The 25354-nt window shown below is 73.8% G+C and carries 28 protein-coding genes and 1 pseudogene; 16 read left to right on the top strand and 13 right to left on the bottom strand.

Going from position 1 to position 25354, the window contains the following annotated elements; genetic code table 11:
• The 4 genes from EAD98_RS26345 to EAD98_RS26330 form a co-directional block, all read left to right on the top strand.
• A partial coding sequence (locus EAD98_RS26345; protein ID WP_147457491.1) for an adenylyltransferase/cytidyltransferase family protein occupies positions 1-810 on the top strand: 810 nt, incomplete at its 5' end.
• Positions 807-1508 (top strand): SDR family oxidoreductase, encoded by a 702-nt coding sequence (locus EAD98_RS26340; protein ID WP_121656676.1) that lies wholly within the window; start codon positions 807-809, stop codon positions 1506-1508. The genes EAD98_RS26345 and EAD98_RS26340, both read left to right, overlap by 4 nt.
• Positions 1505-2458 carry a glycosyltransferase family 9 protein gene (locus tag EAD98_RS26335; protein ID WP_121656675.1) on the top strand — a complete coding sequence of 318 codons (954 nt, stop codon included), beginning with the start codon at positions 1505-1507 and terminating at the stop codon, positions 2456-2458. Before EAD98_RS26340 ends, EAD98_RS26335 begins: the two co-directional genes overlap by 4 nt.
• Positions 2442-3425: a DNA topoisomerase IB gene (locus tag EAD98_RS26330; protein ID WP_121656674.1), complete on the top strand. Its 984-nt coding sequence runs from the start codon at positions 2442-2444 to the stop codon at positions 3423-3425. The genes EAD98_RS26335 and EAD98_RS26330 overlap by 17 nt, the downstream gene beginning before the upstream one ends.
• A 171-nt stretch (positions 3426-3596) precedes the next feature.
• On the opposite strand, the gene EAD98_RS26325 is transcribed toward EAD98_RS26330, so the two are convergent.
• Together EAD98_RS26325 and EAD98_RS26320 are read right to left on the bottom strand one after the other, a co-directional pair.
• The gene (locus tag EAD98_RS26325) at positions 3597-4631 is read right to left on the bottom strand and encodes a helix-turn-helix domain-containing protein (protein ID WP_121656673.1); all 1035 of its coding nucleotides are present in this window, start codon (positions 4629-4631) and stop codon (positions 3597-3599) included.
• A gap of 11 nt (positions 4632-4642) precedes the next feature.
• Positions 4643-5404 (bottom strand): TetR/AcrR family transcriptional regulator, encoded by a 762-nt coding sequence (locus EAD98_RS26320; protein WP_199723563.1) that lies wholly within the window; start codon positions 5402-5404, stop codon positions 4643-4645.
• A gap of 81 nt (positions 5405-5485) precedes the next feature.
• On the opposite strand from EAD98_RS26320, the gene EAD98_RS26315 reads away from it, so the two are divergent.
• Entirely contained in the window at positions 5486-7078 is a 1593-nt protein-coding gene (locus EAD98_RS26315) for an MFS transporter (protein WP_121656671.1), read from the top strand.
• Here EAD98_RS26315 and EAD98_RS26310 read toward each other — a convergent pair.
• The 4 genes from EAD98_RS26310 to EAD98_RS31800 form a co-directional block, all read right to left on the bottom strand.
• On the bottom strand, positions 7068-7571 hold the full coding sequence (locus tag EAD98_RS26310; RefSeq protein ID WP_121656670.1) for a hypothetical protein: 504 nt from the start codon (positions 7569-7571) through the stop codon (positions 7068-7070). The genes EAD98_RS26315 and EAD98_RS26310 overlap by 11 nt on opposite strands.
• Before the next feature lie 67 nt (positions 7572-7638).
• Positions 7639-9270, bottom strand: a complete 1632-nt coding sequence (locus tag EAD98_RS26305) for an ATP-dependent DNA helicase RecQ (protein ID WP_121656669.1) — start codon at positions 9268-9270, stop codon at positions 7639-7641.
• 73 nt (positions 9271-9343) lie between these two features.
• Complete coding sequence (locus EAD98_RS26300; RefSeq protein WP_121656668.1) at positions 9344-10294, bottom strand: TIGR03557 family F420-dependent LLM class oxidoreductase; 951 nt, start codon at positions 10292-10294, stop codon at positions 9344-9346.
• 84 nt (positions 10295-10378) lie between these two features.
• A complete protein-coding gene (locus EAD98_RS31800) occupies positions 10379-10504 on the bottom strand; it encodes a hypothetical protein (RefSeq protein WP_255421242.1) in 126 nt (41 codons plus the stop codon).
• Positions 10505-10721: 217 nt separating this feature from the next.
• Between EAD98_RS31800 and EAD98_RS26295 the strand changes: the two genes are divergently transcribed.
• Entirely contained in the window at positions 10722-12212 is a 1491-nt protein-coding gene (locus tag EAD98_RS26295; protein WP_121656667.1) for a glycoside hydrolase family 3 protein, read from the top strand.
• Positions 12213-12227: 15 nt separating this feature from the next.
• On the opposite strand, the gene EAD98_RS26290 is transcribed toward EAD98_RS26295, so the two are convergent.
• The gene (locus tag EAD98_RS26290; RefSeq protein WP_121656666.1) at positions 12228-12515 is read right to left on the bottom strand and encodes a GNAT family N-acetyltransferase; all 288 of its coding nucleotides are present in this window, start codon (positions 12513-12515) and stop codon (positions 12228-12230) included.
• Positions 12512-13738, bottom strand: coding sequence for a cysteine desulfurase-like protein (locus EAD98_RS26285; RefSeq protein WP_121656665.1), 1227 nt, complete (start codon positions 13736-13738; stop codon positions 12512-12514). Before EAD98_RS26285 ends, EAD98_RS26290 begins: the two co-directional genes overlap by 4 nt.
• A gap of 97 nt (positions 13739-13835) precedes the next feature.
• Between EAD98_RS26285 and EAD98_RS26280 the strand changes: the two genes are divergently transcribed.
• The 7 genes from EAD98_RS26280 to EAD98_RS26250 all read left to right on the top strand — a co-directional run bounded on the left by EAD98_RS26280 (position 13836) and on the right by EAD98_RS26250 (position 18231).
• Complete coding sequence (locus tag EAD98_RS26280; protein ID WP_121656664.1) at positions 13836-14195, top strand: hypothetical protein; 360 nt, start codon at positions 13836-13838, stop codon at positions 14193-14195.
• A 59-nt stretch (positions 14196-14254) separates the two neighbouring features.
• Entirely contained in the window at positions 14255-15076 is an 822-nt protein-coding gene (locus EAD98_RS26275) for a DUF1206 domain-containing protein (RefSeq protein WP_121656663.1), read from the top strand.
• Between the two features lie 82 nt (positions 15077-15158).
• Positions 15159-16355: a mechanosensitive ion channel family protein gene (locus tag EAD98_RS26270; protein WP_121656662.1), complete on the top strand. Its 1197-nt coding sequence runs from the start codon at positions 15159-15161 to the stop codon at positions 16353-16355.
• Between the two features lie 278 nt (positions 16356-16633).
• The gene (locus tag EAD98_RS26265) at positions 16634-17068 is read left to right on the top strand and encodes a phage holin family protein (protein ID WP_121656661.1); all 435 of its coding nucleotides are present in this window, start codon (positions 16634-16636) and stop codon (positions 17066-17068) included.
• A complete protein-coding gene (locus EAD98_RS26260; RefSeq protein WP_121656660.1) occupies positions 17065-17472 on the top strand; it encodes a DUF3618 domain-containing protein in 408 nt (135 codons plus the stop codon). Before EAD98_RS26265 ends, EAD98_RS26260 begins: the two co-directional genes overlap by 4 nt.
• Positions 17469-17741, top strand: coding sequence for a DUF4235 domain-containing protein (locus EAD98_RS26255; RefSeq protein ID WP_121656659.1), 273 nt, complete (start codon positions 17469-17471; stop codon positions 17739-17741). Before EAD98_RS26260 ends, EAD98_RS26255 begins: the two co-directional genes overlap by 4 nt.
• 286 nt (positions 17742-18027) lie before the next feature.
• Positions 18028-18231 carry a cold-shock protein gene (locus EAD98_RS26250; protein WP_007075740.1) on the top strand — a complete coding sequence of 68 codons (204 nt, stop codon included), beginning with the start codon at positions 18028-18030 and terminating at the stop codon, positions 18229-18231.
• A gap of 129 nt (positions 18232-18360) precedes the next feature.
• On the opposite strand, the gene EAD98_RS26245 is transcribed toward EAD98_RS26250, so the two are convergent.
• Both EAD98_RS26245 and EAD98_RS26240 read right to left on the bottom strand, forming a co-directional pair.
• A complete protein-coding gene (locus tag EAD98_RS26245; protein WP_121656658.1) occupies positions 18361-18555 on the bottom strand; it encodes a hypothetical protein in 195 nt (64 codons plus the stop codon).
• A 94-nt stretch (positions 18556-18649) separates the two neighbouring features.
• A complete protein-coding gene (locus EAD98_RS26240; protein ID WP_121656657.1) occupies positions 18650-19633 on the bottom strand; it encodes an aldo/keto reductase in 984 nt (327 codons plus the stop codon).
• A gap of 83 nt (positions 19634-19716) precedes the next feature.
• Here EAD98_RS26240 and EAD98_RS26235 point away from each other — a divergent pair, with 83 nt between their 5' ends.
• Together EAD98_RS26235 and EAD98_RS26230 are read left to right on the top strand one after the other, a co-directional pair.
• Positions 19717-20511, top strand: coding sequence for a trans-aconitate 2-methyltransferase (locus tag EAD98_RS26235; RefSeq protein WP_121656656.1), 795 nt, complete (start codon positions 19717-19719; stop codon positions 20509-20511).
• Positions 20508-21533 carry an adenosine deaminase gene (locus EAD98_RS26230; protein WP_121656655.1) on the top strand — a complete coding sequence of 342 codons (1026 nt, stop codon included), beginning with the start codon at positions 20508-20510 and terminating at the stop codon, positions 21531-21533. Before EAD98_RS26235 ends, EAD98_RS26230 begins: the two co-directional genes overlap by 4 nt.
• 216 nt (positions 21534-21749) lie before the next feature.
• Here EAD98_RS26230 and EAD98_RS26225 read toward each other — a convergent pair whose 3' ends face one another.
• Both EAD98_RS26225 and EAD98_RS26220 read right to left on the bottom strand, forming a co-directional pair.
• Positions 21750-23153, bottom strand: a complete 1404-nt coding sequence (locus EAD98_RS26225; RefSeq protein ID WP_199723562.1) for a HAMP domain-containing sensor histidine kinase — start codon at positions 23151-23153, stop codon at positions 21750-21752.
• Positions 23154-23182: 29 nt separating this feature from the next.
• A complete protein-coding gene (locus EAD98_RS26220) occupies positions 23183-23872 on the bottom strand; it encodes a response regulator transcription factor (RefSeq protein WP_121656654.1) in 690 nt (229 codons plus the stop codon).
• A 73-nt stretch (positions 23873-23945) separates the two neighbouring features.
• On the opposite strand from EAD98_RS26220, the gene EAD98_RS26215 reads away from it, so the two are divergent.
• Positions 23946-24866, top strand: coding sequence for an ADP-ribosylglycohydrolase family protein (locus tag EAD98_RS26215; protein ID WP_121656653.1), 921 nt, complete (start codon positions 23946-23948; stop codon positions 24864-24866).
• A gap of 157 nt (positions 24867-25023) precedes the next feature.
• Here EAD98_RS26215 and EAD98_RS31070 read toward each other — a convergent pair.
• Positions 25024-25354 (bottom strand): annotated as a pseudogene (locus EAD98_RS31070) (hypothetical protein); the annotation flags it as partial.

The raw sequence follows: 25354 nt of genomic DNA, 5'->3' as shown, positions 1-25354 counted from the left end.
CCGGGCAGAGCCGAGGGGGACACCTGCGGCGCCGGCGACCGGTTCGCGGCCGCCGCCAGTCTCGCGCTGGCCCAGGGCGCGCTGGTCTCCGAGGCGGTGCAGGCGGCGGTCGCCGAGGCGTCCGCGTACGTGGCGGGCGGGGGAGTGGCGGCTGCCCTGCCACCGCCGGTGCGTCCGGTCGGCGCGAGGAGTGAGCCGGGGTCGCGAGCCCCGCGGTCGCGAACGAACAGCGGCCCGGTGGGCGTGGCTGCGGTCGCCGCGCTGCTCGCCGACGTACGGGCCGCCGGCGGCACGGTGGTGGCCACCGGGGGCTGCTTCGACCTGCTGCACGCCGGGCACGTGGCCACCCTCCAGGCCGCCCGGCAGCTCGGCGACTGCCTGATCGTCTGCCTCAACTCCGACGCCAGCGTCGCCGGGTTGAAGGGGCCGGACCGGCCGGTGATGTCCGAGGGTGACCGCGGTCGGTTGCTGGCCGCGCTGAGCTGTGTGGACGCGGTCATGATCTTCGACGAGCCGACCCCGCACGCGACGCTGTCCTGGCTGCGCCCGGACATCTGGGTCAAGGGCGGGGACTACGCCACCGGCGGCGGCGACGCAGGCACGCTGCCCGAGGCGGAGGTCCTGCGCCGTTGGGGCGGGCACACGGTGGTGGTGCCCTACCTGGACGGTCGGTCCACCACCGAGCTGATCGCCCGCTCCGGCGGAGGAGGCCCCGCCACCGGCGCGTACCGCGCGACCGCTCACCCGGCGGAGGCGGACCACGTCGCGGCGCCGCCGTCGGTGCTGCCCGGCGGGGAGCGGACCCGATGAGCGCGGCCTCGCCCGGTGCCGGGCCCACCGTCCTGGTCACCGGCGGCTCCAGCGGCCTCGGCGCGGCGGTGGTCGCCGCGGTGGCCGCCTCCGGCGGCCGGCCGCTCGTGCTGGACCGGCAACCGCCGGTCGACGGGGTGTCCTGGACGGAGTGCGACCTGGCCGACACCCGGGCCGCCGAGGTGGCCACCCGACACCTCGCCGAACAGTCGGGTGGCCTGGACGCGGTGGTCACCGCGGCCGGGATGGACGTGCCCGGCCGGCTCGCCGACGTGCCGGGGGAGACCTGGGACCGGATCGTCGCCGTCGACCTGTTGGCCACCGCCGCGGTGATCCGGGCCGCCCTGCCGTTTCTCCAGGAGTCCCGGGGGCGCATCGTCACCGTCGCCTCCACCCTGGGCGTCAAGGCGGTCAGCGACGCCACCGCGTACTGCGCGGCGAAGTTCGGCGTGGTCGGCTTCACCCGCGCCCTCGCCGCCGAACTGGCCGGCCAGGTCGGCGTCACCCTGCTCATCCCGGGTGGGATGCGCACCGCGTTCTTCGACGAGCGCGACCCGCAGTACAAGCCGGGGCCGGACGCCATCCTCAACGACCCCGTCGACACGGCGGCCGCGATCATGTACGCGCTCAACCAGCCGCCCGGCTGCGCCGTACGCGAGATGGTGGTCTGCGCCGAGCAGGAGACCTCGTACCCGTGATCCTCGTCCTGCGCGCCCTCGGCGTCGGCGACCTGATCACCGCGGTGCCCGCGCTGCGGGCGCTGCGGGCCGCGTACCCCGGTCGGGAGCTGGTGCTCGCCGCGCCCGCCGGGCTGGCCCCGCTGGTCGACCTGGTCGGCGGTGTCGACCGGCTGGTGGACACCGCCGGGCTGGATCGTCCGGCCTGGCCCGGCGCGGCCCCGGAGGTCGCGGTCAACCTGCACGGGCGCGGCCCCCGGTCGCACCGGCTGCTCGCCGCCGCCCGCCCCGGACGCCTGCTCGCCTTCGCCAACAGCGCCGCCGGATTCGCCGACGGCCCGCCGTGGGCCGCCGACGAGCACGAGGTGGACCGGTGGTGCCGGCTGCTGTCGTGGTACGGCATCCCGGCCGACCGCACCGACCTCGCTCTGCGCCGCCCCGCCCCGGGCCGGCTGCCCGCCGGGGTGACCGTGCTGCATCCGGGCAGCAAGATCCCCGCCAAGCGCTGGCCGGCCGAGCGGTTCGCCGCGCTGGCCCGGGCGCTCACCGACCGGGGGCACCGGGTGCTGCTCACCGGCTCGACCGACGAGCGCGCGCTGGCCGCCCGGGTGGCCGACGCGGCCGGCCTGCCGCCGAGCGCCGTGCTGGCCGGCCGGACCGACCTCGGGGCGCTCGCCGCGCTGGTCGCCGACGCCCGGTTGGTGGTCAGCGGGGACACCGGGGTTGCTCACCTGGCCACCGCGTACGGCATCGCCTCGGTGGTGCTCTTCGGGCCGGTGCCGCCGGCCCACTGGGGGCCGCCGCCGGATCGGCCCCGACACCGCGCGCTCTGGGCCGGCGAAGGTGATTGGCGATGGTGGGACGGGGTAGGAAGCCACCCGACGTTGGCGGCTCTGCGGCTCGACGAGGTGCTGGCCGCCGTGGACGAGGTGGAACGGGTGGTGCGGGTCTCCGGTGCGATTGCGGCGTAGTGATCCGGGCCGGCCGGGGTACGGGCGTCGCCGGCGCGGTAGGGGTTGGCACTTCGTCGATCCCACCGGCGCCCCGGTGCGGGATCCCGAGCAGCTGGCCCGGCTGCGGGAGTTGGTCATCCCGCCCGCGTGGCAGGACGTCTGGATCTCGCCGTACCCGAACGGGCACATCCAGGCGACCGGCATCGACGCGGCCGGGCGCAAGCAGTACGTCTACCACCCGCTGTGGCGGGAGAAGCAGGACGAGGCGAAGTTCGACCACATGCTGGAGGTGGCCCGGCGGCTGCCGGTGCTGCGGGAGCGGGTGGGGAACGACCTGGGCGGACGGGGCCTGGGCCGGGACCGGGTGCTGGCCACGGTGGCCCGCTTGCTGGACATGGGGATGTTCCGGGTCGGCAGCGACCAGTACGCGGCCGGCGACGAGCCGACCTTCGGGGTGTCCACCCTGCGCCCCGAGCACGCCCGGACCCGGCGCGGCTGCGTGGTCTTCGAGTTCCCCGCGAAGGGCGGCATCGAGCAGGTGCGCCGGATCGAGGACCCGGAGCTGTGCCAGGTGCTGACCAACCTGCGTCGCCGCCGGCGGCGGGCCGAACGGCTCTTCGGGTACTGGGACGGCCGGGAGTGGCGCGACGTGCGCAGCGACGAGGTCAACGGGTACCTGCGTGACGCCAGCGGCGGCGAGATGACCGCGAAGGACTTCCGCACCTGGCACGCCACGGTGCTCGCCGCGACGGAGTTGGCCACCGTCGGCCCGGGCCGCTCGATGACCGCCCGCCGCAAGGCGGTGGTCGCGGTGATGCGGGAGGTCGCCGAGCTGCTGGGCAACACGCCCACCGTGGCACGCACGTCCTACGTGGACCCTCGGGTGGTGGACCTCTATCACGACGGCGTGGTCGCGCCGGTGGACCCGCAGGCGCCGCGTGAGGAGGCCGAACGCGTCGTGTTGGAGCTGCTGGAGAAGGCGTGACCGGCCCCGCCGACGGTCCTGGGGGGAAGTGACGGGACCGGATCCTCGGCACGCGATCGGGGACGCACCGGGCGGCCGCCCGCCGCGTCTGGCGGCGGGCGCCTCGCCACGGCCCCCGTTGGCGACGACCCGCCGCCCGCTCGGCGGGCAGCGGGTCGGCCGCGTTGGTTGTCAGTCTGCCCGCGACGAGTTGACCATGGACGCCGGGCGGTTGACGATCCGCGCCGGATCCGAGTGACTCTCCCGGTACGCCTGCGGGCTCATGCCGTACGCCGCCCGGAACGCCCGACTGAAGTGCGCCTTGTCGGCGAACCCCCAGCGGGCGGCGATCATCTGCACGGGCTGGGTGCGCAGCGCGGGGTCGGTCAGGTCGCGCCGGCACCGGGCCAGCCGCAGGTCCCGGATGTACGACGCCACGGTGGCCTCCTCGGCCTCGAACAACCGGTGCAGCGTGCGCAGCGAGATGTGGTGGGCGTCCGCGACGGTCTGCGGGCTGAGCGTCGCGTCGCCGAGGTGGCGGTGGACGTACGCCTGCACCTGGGTGACCAGCGCGCGGCGGCGGACCTCGGTGGGCACCGCGTCCTCGGCGACCAGGTGCCGACCGAGCATGGTGGTGGCCAGGTCCAGCCCCACCGCGCCGAGCCGGCTGGCGTCGGCGGCATGGTACTGCTCGGGATGCCCGGTGATCTGGAGCAGGAACTGCGCCAGCAGCGCCCCGACGCCCTCGCTGCCGGACATCCGGCCACCGTAGAGCGCGGCCATCCGCTGCGGCGGCAGTGGCAGCGCGGCGTGCGGGATCAGCGTGATGATCGAGGTGGCCTGGTCCCGCTCCGGCTCGGTGGCGTGGTGGCAGACGTCGTGCGGGCGGGACGCGTCGTAGAAGGTGAACTCGCCGGCCAGGATCTCGCTGCGTCGACCGTCCTGGCTGGACGTGCCGACCCCGCCGGTGGTGAGGGCGAGCACGTACAGCTCCGGGTCCGAGCGGCTGACCAGCTTGCGCGTGCGGGTGGCGTCCAGCGACGGGTACCGGTACTCGACCAGCTGGATCGCCCCGAGGTCGATGAAGTCGGCCCGGGCGGCGAAGTCGTCCGCGTGCGCGGACTGGATCCGCAGTGGGGCCGAGGTACGCGCCACCAGATCCAGCCACATCCCGAACCGCTCGCCGGGCGGAAGGACGGTGGTGTCGACGGTGTCCTTGTGCAACATCCGGGTGCTCCTCAGACCGCTCGCCGCAGGATCAGGGCCTCGATGCCGTCGAGGATCCGGTCGAGGCCGAACGTGAACTCCTCGTTCGGGTCGTCGTCCTGGTTGAGCACACCGGAGGCGAGCACCCGGCTCAGCGCCGGAAAGCGGGCCGGGTCGATGAGCCGGCCCACCGTCCGGGCGTACGCGGGCATCATCTCGCCCGGTTCGACGCCGGCGGCCCGGCTGCCCTCGGTGATCTGTGCGGTGAGCGTGGCCTCGTTGCGGACGTACCCGGTGATCAGCAGGAGTGCCGACATCCGCTCGCCCTCGGTCAGCGCGGTGTCGTCGAGGCAGCGCAGCCCGTCCTCCAGCCAGCCGAGCTGCTGGGGGGTGATCGGTGGGCCGGTGATCGGGACGTGCAGCAGCCAGGGTCGCTGTCGCAGCACGTCGTGCTCGGCCCAGGCCCAGCGGGTGAGGCCGGCACGCCAGTCGGCGTCCGGTGCCGCGGGCCCGGGCGGCGGGCCGTACCCGGCGTCCACCATGAGCATCAGCAGCTCGTCCTTGGAGCCGAGATACCGGTAGAGGGCCATGGTGGCGGCGCTCAACTCCTTGGCCACCCGGCTCATCGAGACGGCGGCCAGCCCGTCGGCGTCGGCCACCCGCACGGCGGCGTCCACGATGCCGCTCACGGTGAGCCCCGGCCGGGGCCCCTTGGGTGGCCGCTCACGCAACCCCCACGCGCTCTCGACGGCCGGCGGGATCGCCGGGCCGCTGTCGTCTTTCGTCGCCGCCACATGTCCTCCTTGCCTCGCCATCCTAGTTCTGCGTATGGTCTACGCATTAAAGCGTACGGCATACGCAGAAGGAGTTCTCCCATGACAGCGACGACCACACCCCGCGCGGGCCGGCGGGAATGGATCGGGTTCACGGTGCTGATGCTGCCGCTGCTCCTGGTCTCGATGGACGTGTCGGTGCTCTACTTCGCCGTCCCGTTCATCAGCGAGGAGCTGCGCCCGACCGGCACCCAGCAGCTCTGGATCTTCGATATCTACGGCTTCGTGCTGGCCGGGCTGCTGATCACCATGGGCGCCCTGGGCGACCGGATCGGCCGGCGTCGGCTGCTGCTGTTCGGCGCGGCAGCCTTCGGCGCGGCGTCCCTGCTGGCCGCTTACGCCGACAGCGCCGAGACGCTGATCGCCGCGCGCGCCGTCCTCGGCGTCGGCGGGGCCACCCTGATGCCCTCCACGCTCGCCCTGGTGCGCAACATGTTCCACGACGCCAAGCAGCGCGGCACCGCGATCGGCATCTGGACCGCCACGCTCACCGGTGGCATCGCGGTCGGCCCGGTGCTCAGCGGCGTCCTGCTGGAGCACTTCTGGTGGGGCTCGATCTTCTTGATCAACATTCCGGCGATGGTGCTGCTGCTCCTGCTCGCCCCCGTCCTGGTGCCCGAGTTCCGCAATCCGGCCGCTGGGCGGTTCGACCTGGTCAGTGCGCTGCTGTCGCTCGGCGCGCTGCTGCCGGTGATCTACGGCATCAAGGAGATGGCCCGCGACGGCGTCAGCGCCGCCCGGGTGGCGGCCATCGTCGCCGGCCTGCTGATCGGAGCGCTGTTCCTGCACCGGCAGCGGACCCGGGCGTACCCGATGATCGACCTGACGTTGTTTCGCCGCCGCGGCTTCGCCGGGTCGCTCGCGGTCAACCTGCTGGCGATGTTCGCCCTGGTCGGCTTCGCCATCTTCACCACCCAGTACCTCCAGCTGGTGCTCGGCCTGAGCCCGCTGCGGGCGGCACTGTGGAGCCTGGTGCCGTCCCTGGCGGTCGGCGGGGTAGCCCCGGCCGCCGCCGCGCTCGCCCAGCGCATCGAGCGGGCGTACCTGATCGGCACGGGTTTCGGGATCGCCGTGCTCGGCTTCCTGGTGCTGACCCGGGTCACGCCCGAGTCGCCGCTCTGGCTGCTGCTGCTCGGCGCCAGCATCTACGCGGCCGGGTTGGTGATGGTGATGTCGCTGGTCACCGAGCTGGTCCTCGGTGCGGCGCCGCCGGAGCAGGCCGGTGTCGCCTCGGCGCTGACCGAGTCCAGCAGTGAGCTGGGCGGCGCGCTGGGGATGGCGATCCTGGGCAGCGTGGGCGCGGCGGTCTACCGCCGCGAGGTTCTCGACGGCCTGCCCGCCGGACTGCCGGCCGACGCCCGCGACGCGGCCCGCGAGACGTTGGGCGGTGCGCTGGCGGTGGCCGAGGGGCTGCCGGCCGATCTGGGCGACGCCGTGCTGCACGCCGCCCGGCTCGCGTTCGCCGACGGGCTGCACCTCGCGGCGATCGCCGCCACGGTGGCGATGCTGCTGGGCGCGGCGACGGCGCTGGTCGCCCTGCGCGGCACCGCACGAAAGGGCCCCCTGCCAGCGCCGGAGGCGGATCAGGGGGCCCGTGTCGACGCGTCGTCGGACGCGTCGCCGGTCAGTCGTTGAGCACGTTGGCGAGCCGGTCGCGGAAGCGCCGCTCGGAGTCGCTGACCGACTCGCCGCCCAGCCCGAGCAGGCCACCGCTGGAGGCGGCGCCGACCACCTGCTCGGCGATCTTCACCAGCCAGTGCTTGTACGCGCCGGCCGCACCCTCGTCGACCCGGGCAGCCAGCAGCGCGGCGGCCTCGGCGGCCCGCACCAGCACGTCGTCGATCATGGCCCGCGGGTCGGCGGGCTCGATGACCGGCAGCTCCTCGCCGGTCTCGGGGTCGCCGACCCGGGTCACGATCTCGCCGGCCACGGCGGCGACCAGCGGGCTGGCCGACTCCCGGCCGGCGGCGATGGTCTCCAGGCCGGCCGCGTTCTCCGCCATGGTCCGGCGGGTGCCGTCGGACTCGGCGGCGCTCGCGGCGGTCAGCACCGACTGCGGCAGGCCGACCAGCAGCCCCCACTCCTCGTCGGAGAAACCGAAACCGGTGTACGCCGGCTGCTCGATCACGGCAATGCCCCTTCCGCCCTGCTCTGCTTGGTCAATCGACGGGCCCCGCGCTGGTGCCCGGCTCAGGCTAGTCCAGCGTCAGCAGGCCCTGTTCGGACACCACGCGCACGGACAGCGTCTTGTACCCCACCTCGTCGAAGAGAACCGTCATCTTGTCCTCCTCGTACCCCAGCACCAGGCCCTGCCCCCACTCCGGGTGACGCACCTGGCTGTGCACCGGGAACGGCCCGACCGCGCCGTTGTCGGCGACGCTGGTGCCGGCGTGGCAGTTGTCGCAGTGCCCGCAGACCTCGGTCATCTGCTCGCCGAAGTAGGCCAGCAGGGTCTGCCCGCGGCAGGCGCTGGTCTCGGCGAAGGCCCGCATCATGTCGGTCCGCGACCGGGTCACGGTCTGCTGGCGCTCCGCCTCGGCCAGCGCCGCCGCGGCGGCGTCCACCGGGGTCGGGGCGTAGCGGGGTGCGCCGATGCGCTGCCGGGCGCGCGGCTCGGCGGCACCGACCTGCTCCAGAAGGGAGAGATACTGGCCCACCTTGCGGGGCCCGAGGCCGGTGGTCTCGCGCAGTTCGGTCTTGGTGGCCGGCTTGCGGCGCAGCAGCGCCGCCAGGTCCCGCAGCTCGTTCTCGTCCGGCAGGCCACCGCTGAAGAACCGTTGCAGGCCCACGTCCTCGGCCTGCCAGAGCAGCAGGACCCGGGCCGGTTGCCCGTCGCGCCCGGCCCGGCCGATCTCCTGGAAGTAGCTGTCCGGAGAGTCGGGCAGCGCCATGTGCACCACCCAGGCGATGTTCGGCTTGTCGATGCCCATCCCGAACGCCGACGTGGCCACCATGATCGGCACCTGGTCGGCGAGGAACGCCTCGTGCAGCTCGGCGCGCGCGCCGGCGGCCATTCCGCCGTGGTAGAACTGCGCCGGGAAACCGGCGTCGGTCAACCGGGCGGCCAGCTCCTCGGCGGAGCGGCGGGTCGGCACGTAGATGATTCCCGGCCGCTCGTCGTCCTGCAGCAGCGCGACCAGTCGCCGCCACCGGTAGTCCTCGGTGGGGCAGTGCGCCACCTCCAGGAACAGGTTGGGCCGGTCCAGCCCGGAGACCAGCACCTCCGGCTTGCGCAGGCGCAGCCGGGCGATGATGTCGTCGCGTACCGGCGGGGACGCGGTGGCGGTCAGCGCGACCACCGGCGGTCGGCCGATGCCCTCGATCAGGTGCCCGAGCGCCAGGTAGTCCGGGCGGAAGTCGTGCCCCCAGGCCGAGATGCAGTGCGCCTCGTCGATCGCCACCAGCGCCGGCCCGAGCGACGCCACCTCGGCCATCCGGTCGGGGTTGCTCAGCTGCTCCGGGGTGATGAACAGAAACTCCGCCCGGCCCTCGCGGATCTCCGCGATCGCCTCGGCCTGCTGGGCGGCCGACTCGTTCGAGCTGATCCGCACCGCCCGCAGCTCCGGACGCTGGCGCTCGTTGAGGGCCGCGATCTGGTCCTGCTGCAGGGCCAGCAGCGGGGAGATCACCACGGTGGGGCCGGGGATCAGGCTGGCCGGGATCTGGTAAATGGCCGACTTGCCGGCGCCGGTGGGCAGCACGACCAGAGCGTCACGTCGCTTCATCACCGCGCGCATGGCGGCCAGCTGGTTGGGCCGCAACGCGGTCCAGCCGAAGAGGCTCCGTGCCGCGCGGCGCAACGTCATCGAGTGCGTTGACAGTTTCATCGAGGGCCGGAGGTACCCGAGCCGATCACCGCCGAAACCGTCCCCGGTCGCGGCGGTGATCGACGTCTCCGGCTCAGCGCAGGCGGGGCAGGACCTCGCGCTGGTAGAGGTCGAACAGACCCTGGTGGTGCGGGCCGACGTTGGCCACGTACACCTCGTCGAAGCCGGCCTTGGCGTACTTGTCGATCATCTCCAGGTGCGCGTCGGCGCTGTTGCCGCAGACGAACGCCTCCTTCATCATCTCCGGCTTGACCAGCTCGGCGGCTTGCTCGAAGTGGCGCGGCGAGGGGAGCACCTGGGACAGCTCGCCCGGCACCCCGGCGTTGGGCCAGCGCTCGTACGCGATCCGCATGCCCTCGTCCTCGCTGGCCGCGTACGCCGCCTTGAAGCCGGCCTGGCACGGCTTGTCGCCGCCGCCGTTCTCGCGGAAACGCCGGACCATGTCGGCGTCGGGCATGGTGCTCACGTAGCCGTCACCGATCCGGGCGGCCAGATCGATGGACTTCGGGCCGAACCCGGAGACGTAGATCGGCGGGGGAGTGTCGGGCAGCGTGTAGATGCGGGCGTGCTCGACGGTGTAGTGCTTCCCGTGGTGGTTCACGAAGCCGCCCGCCCACAGCTCGCGGATCACCTCGACGGCCTCCTCCAGCATCTCCAGCCGGACGTCGGCCTGCGGCCAGGCGTCGCCGAAGATGTGCTCGTTGAGCGCTTCGCCGCTGCCGACGCCGAGCACGAACCGGCCGCCGTGCAGCACGGCGCTGGTCGCCGCGGCCTGGGCGATCACGGCCGGGTGGATCCGCACCGTCGGGCAGGTCACCGCGGTGGTCACCGGCAGCGAACAGACCTGGCTGAGTGCGCCGATCATCGACCAGACGAAGGGGCTCTGGCCCTGCGCGTCCGTCCACGGGTGGTAGTGGTCGGAGATCCACAGCGCCTCGAAGCCGGCCTGCTCGGCACCGCGCGCCTGCTCCAGCAGCCCGGCCGGCGTGAACTCCTCACTGGACAGAAAGTAACCGATCTTCATGGTTCCCCCTCGGCGCGCGTGCCTGCTGACGGGGAAAGCCGTACCCCGGTGATCGTCGGCCACACCCGGACCGGGTGGTGGGGCTCAGCGCCGGCCGAACATCGCCCGGATCGCGGCGAGCAGCAGCAGGGCGCCGACCACCAGGCCGAGCAGGCGTACGCCGGGGATGTCGGCCGGGCTCGTCGCGTCGGCCAGCAGGGCGGGGTCCATCCCCGCACTCTCCCCGGGGACCGTGCGGCCCCGCAACTGTAAGGTTTATTGACTATTGAATCGCCCAGTGTGACCATGGCAGCACCGCCTGCCGGTGGCGGTGCGCCGAGGGCGCGCGAGAGATGGGGTACGGGGGCCGCATGAGCGAGCGCAACCAGCGGGCCGGCGCGGAAGCGTCGGCACCGGCGATCGACGCCGACCGCCACGAGGGGGCGGCGTGACCGCGCCCACCGGGCACCTCCCGGCGTTGGCCGCCGCCGTCCTGCAACCGGGGTTCGTCGGCACCACCCCGCCACCGTGGGTGTGCCGCTGGCTCGGCGAGGGGCTCGGCTCGGTGGTGCTCTTCGCCCGCAACGTCGTCGATCCCGCCCAGGTGGCGGCGCTCACCGCGACGCTGCGCGCCGAGCGGCCCGACGTCATCGTGGCGATCGACGAGGAGGCCGGCGACGTCACCCGGATCGAGTCGGTGCACGGCAGCTCCCGGCCCGGCAATTTCGCCCTCGGCGCGGTCGACGACGCGGAACTGACCGAGGCGGTCGCCCGGGACCTCGGCGTCGAGCTGGCGACCGCCGGGATCACCCTCAACTACGCCCCGGACGCCGACGTCAACTCCAACCCCGCCAACCCGGTGATCGGGGTCCGCTCCTTCGGGGCCGACCCGACGCTGGTCGCGCGGCACACCGCCGCCTGGGTACGCGGCCTCCAGGCCGGCGGTGTCGCCGCCTGCGCCAAACACTTCCCCGGGCACGGCGACACCCGGGTCGACTCCCACCACGCCCTGCCCCGGATCACCGCCGACCGGGAGCGCCTGGACGCCTGCGAGCTGGCCCCGTTCCGGGCCGCCGTGACGGCCGGCGTGCAGGCCGTGATGACCGGCCACCTGCTGGTGCCCGCGCTGGACCCGCAGCTGCCGGCCACGCTGAGCGCGCGCATCCTGGGCGGCCTGCTCCGCGACGAGCTGGGCTTCTCCGGCGTGGTGGTGACCGACGCGGTGGAGATGCGCGCCGTCGCCGACCGGTACGGCTTCGCCGGTGCGACGGTACGCGCGCTCGCCGCCGGGGCCGACGCGATCTGCATCGGCGGCGAACGGGCCGACGAGCAGGCGGCCCGCGAGCTGCGCGACGCCATCGTGGCCGCGGTCGTCTCCGGCGAGCTGCCCGAGGAACGCCTCGCCGAGGCGGCCAAGCGGGTCGGTCAGCTCGCCGCCTGGACCGTGGCCGCCCGCACGGCCCGCTCGGCCGCGGCGCGCGACGCCACCGACGTCGGGCTGATCGCCGCCCGCCGCGCCATCCGGGTCACCACCGTGGACGCCGGGCGGGTCACTCTGCCGCTGACCCGCGCCGCGCACGTGGTCGAGTTCGAGCCGCCCCGCAACATCGCCATCGGCGCGGAGACGCCGTGGGGCATCGCGTCGCCGCTGCGCGAGCTGCTGCCCGGCACCAGCACGGTCCGCTACGCCGAGCCCGACGTGCCGGGTGACCCGGGCGCCGAGGCGGACGGGCGCCCCCTGGTGCTGGTGGTCCGTGACCTGCACCGGCACGACTGGATGCGCGCCGCGGTCCAGCGGGCGCTGGCCGCCCGGCCGGACGCGGTCGTGGTCGAGCTGGGTGTGCCCGAGCTGGTCACCGGCGCGGTGCACCTGGCCACCCACGGCGCCACCCGGGCCAGCGGGCAGGCCGCCGCCGAGGTGCTGACCGGCGCCCGCTGACCCACGGGCCCGGCGCTACGGGTGCACGGCGACCAGGTCGGCGTACTCGGGGTGCTTGTCGATGTACGCGGCCATGAACGGGCACTGCGGCACCACCGTGGCGCCGCGGGCCCGCACCTGGTCCAGGGTGCCCCGGATCAGCGCCCCGCCCACGCCCATGTTCTGAAAGCGCGGGTCCACCTCGGTATGGGTGAAGACCAGGGTGTCACCACGGAGCAGGTATGGGGTGAAGCCGGCCAACGCGTCGTCGACCAGGATCTCGAAACGGTGCTTGGCGGGGTTGTCCTCGACCAGGTTGCTCACCGGCCCATTCTCCCCGCGCCGTCGACCAGCACATCCAGTTCGGCGAGCAACCGGTCCACCTCGTCCGCCGTGTTGTAGTGGTAGATGCTGGCCCGGACCGCGCCGCCGCTGTCCCGCAGCCCCATCATCTGGAAGTACTCGTACGCGTAGTAGTCGCCGGCGGAGAGGCAGAACCCGGCGGCGCCCAGCGCCTCCTGGGTGGCCGCCGGCGACATCCCGGCGACCCGGAAGGAGACCGTCGGGCAGCGCCGGGCCGGGGAGCCGTAGACGGTGATCGCGGGCCGCTCGGCCAGCCCGGCGAGCAGCCGGTCCAGCAGCGACTCCTCGTGCGCCTGGGCCGCGGCCAGCCCGGCCCGCAGCCGCGCCCGCCGGTCGCCCACCGCGTCCGGGTCGAGCCCGGCCAGGTGATCCACGGCGGCGGCCACGCCCGCCAGCAGCGGGAAGCTGGGAGTGCCGTACTCGAACCGGTCCGGCACCGCGTCGGAGGACGGCACCAGCTTCGCCGGGCGCAGCGCCGGCCACCGGGTCGGGTCGGCGACCATCGCCGCCAGGTGCGGTCCGGACCACTTGTAGGCGCTGGTGACCAGCACGTCGGCGCCGAGCGAGGCCAGGTCGGTGGGCCCGTGCGGCACCGAGTGCACCCCGTCGACGCAGACCAGCGCGCCGACGGCGTGCGCGGTCTTCGCGATCGCCGGCACGTCCGGCACGGTGCCGATGGCGTTGCTGCCGGCGGTCACCGCCACCAGCCGGGTGCGCTCGCCGACCAGCTCGGCGTACTGGCCGGCGGGCAGCTCGCCGGTCCGCGGGTCGACCTCCGCCCAGCGCACCGTCGCGCCGGCCGCCTCGGCCGCCTGCACCCACGGCCGCACGTTGGCGTCGTGGTCGAGCCGGGAGACGACCACCTCGTCGCCGGGACGCCAGCCCGCGCCGAGCGTGCGGGCCAGGGTGTACGTCAGCGCGGTGGCGCTCGCGCCCAGCACTACCCCGGCCGGGTCGGTGTCGAGCAGGTCGGCCACCGCCGAGCGGGCCGCGGCCACCAGCTCCAGCGACCGGCGACCCGGTGCGAAGGCGGCGCTGCGGTTGCCGACCGCGCTGCGCATGGCGTCGGCGACCGCGTCGATCACACCGGCCGCGGTCTGGGTGCCACCGGCCCCGTCGAAGTGGACGAATCCCTCGGTCAGGGCGGGGTAGGCGGCCCGGGTGCGGGCGATGTCGAAGGGCATGTCCGGACCCTAGCCGGTGCCCGGACCGGGCCCACGCGCCCATCTCAATGATCAGCGGCCGGCGGTGTTCTCGCGGTCGTCTCGTACTCTTGGCGAGGTGACGAAACGACCCGCCACCATTCCCCCCGTCCGCCGCGCCGCCGGCCTGTTCGCCGGTCTGGCGCTCGGCCTCGCCGTACTCGCCGGTTGCAGTTCGCAGGGCGCCTCCACCGACTGTGGGCTGGACGCCTGCACGGTCACCTTCGAGCGGGGTGTCGACGCCAGCGCCACCATCCTGGGCGTCGAGGCCAAGCTGGTCGGCGCAGAGGGCGACCAGGTGACTGTCGAGGTCGCCGGGGAGCAGCTCACCCTCACCACCGGGCAGCAGGCCACCGAGGCCGGTGGCTTCGCGGTCACCCTGGACAGCGTCACCGACCAGCAGGTCAAGATCCGCGTGTCGCGCAACGCGGGCAACTGACCTGGGCGGGCGGCGGTGGCCGACGTTTGGGGATCTCCCGAATCGGAGATTGTGGCGCCATGTCACTCACCCGTAGCGCCGAAGCCACCGCCTCCCGCACGGCGGACAGCCGGTGGCTGGAACTCCTCGCCCGGGCCGGTTTCATCGGCTACGGCATCGTGCATCTGCTCTTCGCCTGGTTGGCGTTGCAGATCGCATTCGGGACGTCGTCCGACGACGGCGACCAGTCCGGCGCCCTGCGGACCCTGTCCGCGCAGCCGCTGGGCAAGTTCCTGGTCATCGCCACCGCGGTGGGCCTGCTCGCCATGGCCATCTGGCAGGCCCTGGAGGCGGCGGTGGGGCACCGCGCCGAGCGGGGCAGGGAGCGGGTCGTGGAGCGGCTCGCCTCGGCCGGCCGGACCATCGTCTACCTCTACTTCGCCTGGACCGCGTTCAAGGTCTTCAAGGACGCCGGGTCGAACAGCGCCGACCAGCAGGAGGCGTTGACCGGCAAGCTGATGACCTCCAGCGGTGGTCGCTGGCTCGTCGGTCTGGCCGGGCTGGTGCTCGCCGCGATCGGTGTCGGCCTGGTGATCTACGGCCTGGTCAAGCGGTTCGAGAAGCACCTGAAGACCGGCCAGATGAGCCCGAAGACCCGCAAGCTGGCCCGGCGCCTCGGCATCGCCGGGTACGTCGCCAAGGGCGTCGCGTACGGCATCGCCGGCCTGCTGATCATCGTGGCGGCGGTGAACTACGACCCGGAGAAGGCCCGTGGTCTGGACGCCGCCCTGCGCACGCTGCGCGAGCAGTCCTACGGCACGGTGCTGCTCAGCCTGGTCGCCCTCGGCATCGCGGCCTTCGGCCTCTTCTGCTTCCTCCAGTCCCGGTACCGCAAGGTCTGAACTGGTCGATTCCGGGGCCGTCGGGCATTGTTGGGCTTTTGCCCGAAGCACCGTCGCCCTGCCGGAGGGGAGCAACACACACGTGCAGAGTTACCTCGGAACGGCCGTCGCCGCGCTCGCCGCGGCGGCGGTCGCCCTCTTCCTGGTCGAGATCGTCCACCGCGCCACCCGGCGGTTCGGCCGCCGGTCGCTGCTGATGACCGAGTTGACCGACCACGCGCACCGGCCGTTCCAGGTCGCCGCGACGGTGCTCGCGGTGCAGTTCGCCGCCCGCTTCAGCACCGGGTACGCCGTTGGTGAAGCCTGGCGGCGGATGCTGCTGCACGTGCTCATCCTCGGCGTCATCGCCAGCGTCGCCTGGCTGGTGGCCGCGCTGCTGGTCGTCGTGGAGGACACCGCGCTGGCCCGGTTCCGGGTCGACGTGCCGGACAACCGGCACGCCCGACGGGTACGGACCCAGGTGGTGATGCTGCGCCGGCTGACCATCGCGGTGATCGTGATCCTGACCGTCGGCGTGATGCTGATGACCTTCCCGAGCGTGCGCGGCATCGGCGCCGGCGTGCTGACCTCCGCCGGTGTGGTCGGTGTGGTGGCCGCGCTGGCCGCGCAGAGCCTGCTCGGCAACGTGTTCGCCGGCCTCCAGCTCGCCTTCAGCGACGCGGTCCGACTCGACGACGTGGTGGTCGTCGAGGGGGAGTGGGGCCGGATCGAGGAGCTGACCCTCAGCTACGTGGTCGTGCAGATCTGGGACGACCGACGGCTGATCCTGCCCACCTCGTACTTCACCAGCAAACCGTTCCAGAACTGGACCCGGACCGAGGCGGCGGTGCTCGGCACCGCCGAGTTCGACGTGGACTGGGCGGTGCCGGTGCAGACCATGCGCGAGGAGCTGCGCCGCCTGGTGGAGGGCACCGAGCTGTGGGACGGCCGGGTCTGCGTGCTGCAGGTGACCGATGCCACCGGTGGGACGGTCCGGGTGCGCGCGCTGGTCAGCGCCGCCGACGCCGGCAGCCTGTGGGACCTGCGATGCCTGGTCCGCGAGCACCTGGTGGCCTGGATCCGGGACAACCGCCCCACCGCGATGCCCCGCTTGCGCACCGAGCTGGGCGACGCCGGCAGCAACCTGCCCTGGCAGTGGGTGCAGCCACGGCGGCCGGTGCGCCGGCTGACCGACACCGACGTGCCCGACGACGCGCGCGTCTTCGGCGGCAGCGACGACGGCGACGCCCGCAGCGAAGCCTTCGTCGGCCCCGAAGAAGCCCCAGCCGCCCGCTCCTGACCCAGCTCCCTCCCACCGGAGACCTCCGCCCCCGTGTCCACGGGGTGCGGCGAGGCGTTGGTGGGGCGGGGGAGTGCGGTCCGGTCCGATCCGGGAGGTTTGACCTGGCTTAGGCGGGGGACCTGCTGCCGGACGTCTCTAACGCGATCGGGGCGGCCGGACGCCGCGCCGGGCGGCGCGCAACCGGACAACGGGAACGGCGACCGGGTTGTCGCGCTCGAGGATTGACGGGCGCCGACTCCGGGCATACAGCGCGGTGATGAGGAAAGGAGGACAGCATGGCTGACGTGGCGAACGCCCGCACATCCCACAACGGGAGCGAGCCCTCCACCGCCGAGTTGGTGCAGCGGGCCGCCGAGCAGGTCTCCCGCCTGGTGCGGGACGAACTGACGCTGGCCCGGGCGGAGTTGACCCAGAAGGGCAAGCACGCGGGCATCGGGATCGGCCTGTTCGGCGGCGGCGGCGCGCTCGCGTTCTTCGGGCTGGGTGCCCTGGTCGCCACGGCGATCCTGCTGCTCGACCTGGTGCTGCCCGCCTGGGCCGCCGCGCTGATCGTGGCCGTGGCCCTCTTCCTGCTGGCCGGCGTCCTCGCCCTGGTGGGCAAGAAGCAGGTCAGCCGTGCGGTCCCGCCGGTTCCGGCGGCCACGGTCCGTAGCCTCCGCGCTGACGTGGACACCGTCACCGCCGCGGTGAAGGACAGGGGACGGGCATGACGGGCAACGGGACGGGTGACACCGAGGCGCTCCGTGAGGAGATCCGTCGCACCCGGGTCGAGTTGGGCGAGACGATGGAGGCGCTGGCCGCCAAGGCCGACGTGAAGGCGCGGCTGAAGGAGTCCGCCGGGCAGGCGCGGGAGCGGATGCGCGAGCAGGCGGCGCAGACCGTGGCCCGGGTCCGCGGGCAGGCGGTGCAGAACGTGGCCCGGGTCCGCGGGCAGGCCGTGCGGCGCGCCGAGGTTGCGCGAGCGCAGGCGCACGACAAGGGTGAGCTGGTGCGCGCACAGGCCCACGAGAAGAGCGAGTTGGTTCGACGCAACCCGGTGCCATGGGCGGCCATCGCCGCCGGTGCGGTGGCGACCGTGGTGGTGCTGATGATCGTGCGGGGGAGGCGTAGGTGAGCAAGGGTATCGGCAGGGTCGCGTACCGACCGGCCGGCGTGCTGCTGGGTATCGCCGCCGGTGCGGTGGCCGGCGCGATCTTCCGGCAGGTCTGGAAGGTCACCGCGGGCGACGGCGAGGCGCCCAGCGCCACCGACGAGGACCGTGGCTGGGGCGAGATCCTGGCCGCGGCGGCGTTGCAGGGGGCCATCTTCGCGGTGGTCCGGGCCGCCGTGGACCGGGGTGGCGCGGTCGGCGTCCGCCGGATGACCGGCCACTGGCCGGACTGACCAGCGCAGCGACATCGGCCCCCTGTCCGCATCGACGGACAGGGGGCCTTTCGCACGGCATCGCACGCCGCCCAGCGATCTCGGACATCCGTCAGGTCACATGTCGGAGAAATTCGTCGGAGAGGTCGTGCAGAGTTTTTGCGTACGTGATTTGCTGTTGCCGCTGTTGCGAGATGGCGTGGGTTGAGAGAAGTCTCCTTCGTGGGGCCGCCTCAGACGCCGCTGCTCGAAAACGGCCAATCGGCCGCACGGCGTGCACGGCCGCCAGTTTTAGAAGGAGATACACATGGCGCAGGGAACCGTGAAGTGGTTCAACGCTGACAAGGGCTTCGGCTTCATCACCGTCGACGGCGGGGGTGCTGACGTGTTCGTCCACTTCTCGGCCATTCAGACCAGCGGCTACCGCACGCTGGAGGAGAACCAGCGGGTGGAGTTCGAGATCGCTCAGGGTCAGAAGGGCCCGCAGGCTGAGCAGGTCCGTCCCATCTGAGTAGTGTGGCCGGCCCCCGCCGGCCAGTGGGACGATCCGGCCAGGGGTCGTTGTGAAGCCCCGTATCCCGTCCGGGATACGGGGCTTTCCACGTCCCGGCACCACTGTGGAGAGCGGCGAGCCGCCCGGTCAGCGTCGACGGCGCGAGCGCAGGCCGAGCCAGAGCAGCACCAGCCCGACCACGGCCACGACCGGGCCGAGCACCGCCCAGACCTGCTGGTCGGTCATCACGCTGCCGCTAACGTAGCCCAGGCCCTGCACCGTCCACACCGCACCGATCACGACCGCCAGCAGGCCGAGGGTGAGCGGAAGCCAACCCCTCATCGCGTCCCCCCTCCGCGGGGCCGGGCGGCGCACCGCCCCGCCCCGCCAGCATCGCCGGTCGGGCGACGTGGTGCGAGCACCCGGGGCGCGCGGGTCACCACCGGTCGTGCACCTGCGGGCGGATCAGCTCGTCGTAGACCTCGCGTACGCCGGCCAACTGCTCCGCCGAGAGCGGCGACAGGTCGGCCGCCGCCGCGTTGCGCCGGGCCTGGTCGGCATCCCGGGCGCCGGGGATGACGACGGTGACGCCCGGCTGGTCCAGCACCCACCGCAGCGCGAACTGCGCCATCGTGCGGTCCGCGTCGACCAGCGGCGCCAGCCGGCGTACGGCGGCCAACCCGCGCTCGAAGTCGACCCCGGAGAACGTCTCGCCGACGTCGAACGCCGCGCCGTGCCGGTTGAAGTTGCGGTGGTCGTCGGCCGGGAACTCGGTGTGCTCGTCGTAGCGGCCGGAGAGCAGACCACTGGCCAGCGGCACCCGGGCGATGATGCCGACCCCGGCGGCAGCGGCGGCCGGCAGCACCTGCTCCAGCGGCTTGTGTCGTACCGCGTTGAGGATGATCTGGACGCTGGCCACCCCGGGCCGGGCGATCGCGGTGAGCGCCTGGTCGCAGGTCTCCACACTGACCCCGTACCCGGCGATGGCCTTCTCGGCGACGAGGGTGTCCAGGGCGTCGAAGACCGCGTCGTCGGCGAAGACGGCCGTGGGCGGGCAGTGCAGCTGGACCAGGTCCAGGGTGTCCATCCCCAGGTTGGCTCGCGACCGGTCGGTCCACTGCCGGAAGTTGGCCAGGGTGTATTCCTCCGGCCGCTGCTCCACCCGACGACCCATCTTGGTGGCGACGGTCAGCCCGGCGTCGGGTCGGGAGCGCAGGAAGCGGCCGATCAACTGCTCGCTGCGGCCATCGCCGTACACGTCGGCCGTGTCCAGGAAGGTGACCCCGGCGTCCACGGCGGCGGCCAGCACGGCCATCGCGTCGTCCTCGCTGACGGTGCCCCAGTCCGCGCCGAGCTGCCAGGCGCCCAGGCCGACCATCTCGACGGTCCGGCCGAGCCGGTTGAAGCTGCGCTTTTCCATACCCCGAGCCTAGTGATCGGGTTGCCGGCCTGCCACGCGAGCCGTACGGTAAATAAGACGGACGTACGGTTTGGGAGGCGACCATGTGGGATCCGACGACGTACCTGCGCTACGGCGACGAGCGGTCCCGGCCGTTTCACGACCTGGTCGCCCGGATCCCGGCCGAACGACCCCGCACGGTGGTCGACCTCGGCTGCGGTCCCGGTCAGCTCACCGCCACCCTCGCCGAGCGCTGGCCCGCGAGCCGGGTGGTCGGCCTCGACTCCTCGCCGGAGATGATCGACCGGGCCGCGGCGCTGGATGCTCCGGTCGACTTCGCCGTCGCCGACCTGCGTGACTGGCGGCCCGCCGGCGACGAGGACGTCGTGGTCACCAACGCCGCGCTCCAGTGGGTTCCCGGCCACCAGGCGCTGCTGCGCCGCTGGGCCGTCGAGCTGCCCACCGGCGCCTGGCTCGCCATGCAGGTCCCGGGCAACTTCGACGCCCCCTCGCACCGGGCGCTGCGCGAGGTCGCCGACCGGCCGCGCTGGCGGGCCGAGCTGGCCCCGCTGCTGCGCGCCGACCCCGTCGACGACCCGGCCGACTACGCCGAGCTGCTGACCGGTGCCGGCTGCGCCGTGGACGCCTGGGAGACTACCTACGTGCACCTGCTGCCGGCCCGGCCCACCGCCGACCACCCGGTGCTGGCCTGGATGGAGGGCACCGCGCTGCGCCCGGTCCGGGCCGCCCTGGACGCCGCCGGCTGGTCGGCCTTCCGGGCCGAGCTGGGGGTACGCCTCGCCGCCGAGTACCCGGTGCGGCAGGGTCAGGTGTACTTCCCGTTCCGCCGCGTCTTCGTCGTCGCCCGCACCGGCGACCGTGCCGAGGAGAACCCGTGACCGACCTGCCCACCTTCATCGCCGGACTGCCCAAGGTGGAGCTGCACGTGCACCACGTCGGCTCCGCCTCGCCCCGCATCGTCGCCGAACTGGCCGCTCGGCACGAGGGCCGCACCCCGGTGCCGGCCGACCCCGAAGCGCTCGCCGACTACTTCGAGTTCCGCGACTTCGGGCACTTCATCGAGGTCTACCTGAGCGTGGTGGACCTCATCCGCGACCCCGAGGACGTCTGGATCCTCACCCACGAGGTGGCCCGCGAGCTGGCCCGCCAGCAGGTCCGGTACGCGGAGCTCACCATCACCCCGTACTCGCACGTGCGCCGGGGCATCCCCGCGCCCGCGTTCTGCGAGGCGATCGAGGACGCCCGCAAGCGCGCCTCGGTCGACTTCGGCCTCGACCTGCGCTGGTGCTTCGACATCCCCGGCGAGGCGGGCCTTCCGGCCGCCGAGGAGACGCTGCGCATCGCGCTGGAGGAGCGTCCGGACGGGCTGATCAGCTTCGGCCTGGGCGGCCCCGAGATCGGCGTGCCCCGGCCGCAGTTCCGCCCCTACTTCGACCGGGCCCGTGCGGCCGGGCTGCGGTCGGTGCCGCACGCGGGGGAGACCACCGGCCCGCAGACCGTCTGGGACGCGCTGAACGAGCTGGGCGCCGAGCGGATCGGGCACGGCATCTCCGCCGCGCAGGATCCGGAGCTGCTCGCGTACCTGGCCGAGCGGCAGATCGGGATGGAGATCTGCCCGACGTCCAACGTGCGGACCAGGGCGGTGGCCAGCCTCGACGAGCACCCGCTGCCCCGGCTGGTCGAGGCCGGGCTGCTGGTCACCATCAACTCCGATGACCCGCCGATGTTCGGCACCACCCTCAACGACGAGTACGCGGTGGCGGCCCGGCTGCTCGGGGTGGGCCCGCAGGGGCTGGCCGGGCTGGCCCGCAACGGGGTGGTCGCGTCCTTCCTCGACGAGGCCGGCAAGCAGCGGATCACCGCCGAGATCGACGCCCACCTCGCCACCGTCACCGGCTGAGCCGTACCGAGGGAGCAGGGCGCGCGGCGGGAGCGTGGGTGTGGGGGGACCTGGACTCCCGCCGCGCGCGCGGCTCCACCGGCCGGTGGGTGCGCGGTGCGCTGGCCGGTGGAACTGGTGGGTTCGTGCCCTGATCCTGACAGCCCGCGGCCGCTTCGCGGCCGTCGTTAACCGCGATCTAAGGAAGACTTGCGCCGGCGCACAGCCCGGGGGCGCTCAGTCGTCGGTGGGGCGCTGGCGGGGCCAGCGCCGGCCGGTGGTCTTCTGGTCCCGGGCGTCCCGCGCCATCCGGCCGACCAGGCCGAACCGGTTGACCTGCCGGGGCGTCGCCTCCGGATCGGCGAGCAGCATGACGACGCTGGCCCCGCCCAGCCGGGCGCGGTCGATGCTCACCGACCCGTTGGCCTGCAACGACACCCGTTTGGCGATGTCCAGGCCGAGCCCGGTCGAGCCCTGGTCGCTGGCGCCCCGGCGCAGCGCCCGGTCCGGGTTGGCGATGCCGGGGCCGGCGTCGTCGATCCGGATCGCCACGTAGCCGTCCCGTCGGGACACGGCCACCTCGAACGCGGTGCCCTGCGGGGTGTAGCGGAAGACGTTGCCGATCACCGCGTCCAGCGCGGCGGCCAGCTCGGCACGCGGCACCGGCGCGGGGATGCGCAACTGCGCGCCGTTGACCCGGTGCGGCCGGTTCTGGTCGCCGGCCAGCGCCGCCCAGAACACCATCCGGTCCCGGACCACCTCGCTGACGTCACACATCGCCGGCCCGGCCTCGTGTGCCACCGCCTTGCGGGTGGTCTTGATCAGCACGTCGATCTCACCCTCCAGGGTGACGATCGCCTGCCGGATCCGCCGGATGCCCCGGCGCCGGTCCAGCTCCGCCTCGGAGAACGAACCCACGCTGGTGTCGTCGGACTCCAACGCCTCCGCGTCCAGCCGCAGCACGGTCAGCGGGGTCCGCAGCCGGTGCGACAGGTCCGCCACCAGCTCCCGCTCGTCGGTGCGGGCCGCGTCCAGCCGGTCGGCCATCCGGTTGAAGGCGTACCCGGCCTCGGCCAGCTCGCGTGGGCCGGTCGGCTCCACGCGTACCCCCAGGTCGCCGTCGCCGATCGAGAGCGCGGCCTTGACCAGCCCCCGGGTCGAGTCCACCGCGCGGGCGGCGACCCGGTCGACCACCAGCACCGCCGCGCCGGCCATCGCCGCGCCGACCGCGAACAGCAGCAGCCAGGTGCCACCGGCGCCCTCGCCCAGCGTCGAGTCCGGAACGAAGACCTCGACCACGGCCGTCCGGTCGCCGAGGACCACCGGGTCGAGCCGGACCACCCCGCCGTCGACGTCGACCACCAGCGAGCGCCGGTCGGCACGTGCCTGGTCCAGGTCGGCGTCGCTGGCCCGGCCGCCGGACTCGTCGAGACCCAGGCCGTGCACCACCGGCCGGGCCGGTGCGCCCTCGGCGCTGGCCACCACGGCCCGCTCGACCACCGCGGGCTCCGTGCTCACCGCCAGCGCCCCGGTCACCAGCGCGCTGCGCCGGGCGGCGTCGCCGATCGCCTCCTCCCGGGTCTGCTCGCGCAGACTCAGGCCGAGCGGGATCAGGAAGGCGAGCGCGACGAGGCTGCACATGCCGGCCGTGAGCAGGGCCAGCGCCGTCCTCAGTCCGGTGCCACCAGCCGGAATCCGACCCCCCGCACGGTGCGCAGGTAGCGCGGCTTCGCCGCGGACTCGCCCATCTTTCGGCGAAGCCAGTACAGGTGAACGTCGATGGTCTGATCCTCGCCGACCGATGGCTGCCGCCATACCTCCTCCAAGAGCTCCCGGCGGGACACTACCCGCCCGGGTCGTGCGGCGAGATACGCCAGCAGGTCGAATTCCTTGCGGGTCAGCGCCAGCGGCTCCCCGTCGAGGTGGGCGCTGCGCTCGCCGGCATCCACCCGCAGGCCGCCGACGGTGTGCACCGCGGGCTGCACCGTCCGGCTGGCCCGACCGGCCCGGCGCAGCACGGTGGTGATCCGGGCGTCCAGGTGGGCACCGGTGAACGGCTTGACCATGTAGTCGTCGGCGCCGGCGCGCAGCAACTTGACCACCGACTGCTCGTCGTCACGCGCGGTGGCGATGATGATCGGGATGTCGGTGATGCCGCGCAGCATGCGCAGCGCGTCCGAGCCGTCCAGGTCGGGCAGGCCCAGGTCCAGCACCACCAGGTCGGGTGTCTCCGCGGCGACCCGGCGCAGGGCGTCCAGCGCGGTGCCCACGGCGTGCACGGCATGCCCCCGGTCGGCGAGGGACCGCAGCATCGCGCCGCGTACGACGTGATCGTCTTCGACCAGGAGCACGGAGGCCACCCCAAGACCGTACTTGGCCTGGCAAGTTGATCGCGTTGCGGCGTACCTGACGAGCGGGCAAGCTGGTACGACGATGTCCTTCACCCTGTTCGCCGATGCCCGCCTGGCGCTCGCCCGGGACAGCCTCGCCGGTCTCTCCACCGGCGACGCGCTCGGCGCGCGGTACTTCGTTCCCGGGGCACGCCCGGCGGATCTCGCCGCGGGCGTCCTGCCGCCGGCGCCCTGGGAGTGGACCGACGACACCGAGATGGCCTGCTCGGTCCTCGCCGGGTTGGCCGAGTCCGGTGGCGTCGACCGGGACCGGTTGGCCCTGTCGTTCGCCCAGCGCTGCGATCCGCGCCGCGGCTACGGCGCGGGCGCGATGCTGATCCTGCGGCTGATCCGCACCGGCACGCCGTGGCCGGTGGCCGCCGCGTCCGCCTTCGACGGCCAGGGCTCCTGCGGCAACGGCGCGGCGATGCGGGTCGGCCCCCTGGGCGCGTACTTCGCCGATTCGACCGTCCGCGCGGCGGCCCAGGCCCGCGCCTCGGCCGAGGTGACGCACGCGCACCCGGAGGGGATCGCCGGTGCGGTCGCGGTGGCGGTCGCCGCCGCGCTGGCCGCACGGGCCCGCCTCGACGGGCACCGGCCGGCCCCGGAGCGGCTGCTCGCCGGGATCGCCGGCGCGGTCGATCCGGGCACCGAGGTGCACCGCAGCGTGCACCGGGCGGCCGGGCTGCTCGGCCGGCCGCTGTCCCGGGTGGTGGCGGCGCTCGGCAACGGCTCCCGGGTGACCGCTCAGGACACCGTCGGCTTCACCCTCTGGGTGGCCGCCACCCACCTGGACGACTACCCGGCGGCGATCCGGGTCTGCTTGCAGGCCGGCGGGGACGTGGACACCACGGCCGCCATCGCCGGTGCGGTGGTGGCCGCGCACACGGGAGTCGGTACCCCGGGCGGGGTGCCCGAGTCGTGGCTGGCCGCCCGCGAGCCGCTACCCAACTGGCTGCCCTGACCACCGCGGCTGCCTCGATCGCCCGGCCGCGCGCGGCCGTCGGGCGGCAACTGACCACCCCGACGCTCCGGTCGCGCTGGCCGTGATCAACTCGGCTTTCTGCACGTCGGGCTGTCCGCGCGACGTGGATGCCGCGGTATCCGGGAACCCGAGTGGATCACCGAGAAGCGGCGGCCGGTTCGGCCCGCGGGGCGGGTTCGGCGGGCGTCGCGGTGTCGTCGGCGCGGCCGGTGATCTCGGCGAGGGTCGCGGCCCCGTCCGGATCACCGGTCACCTCGGCGAGCGCGGTGGCCTCGTCCGGGCCGCGTCGACGCCACCGGCTGACCAGCCAGCCGATCGCCGCGCCACCGCCCAGGCCGGCCAGCAGGCCGGCGGCCAGCATCCCGTCGGCGTTGCCGGACTCCTCGTCGGCACCGTCCGCCCGGGCCGGCGGTGCGGCGTCCACACCACTGCCCGGCGCCGCCGGTGCGCCGGGCAGTGGTGTGGAC

It is taken from the genome of Micromonospora sp. CV4, assembly GCF_003667455.1.
In the GTDB taxonomy this organism is placed as follows: domain Bacteria; phylum Actinomycetota; class Actinomycetes; order Mycobacteriales; family Micromonosporaceae; genus Micromonospora.
This window is presented reverse-complemented; position numbering and strand designations above follow the sequence as displayed.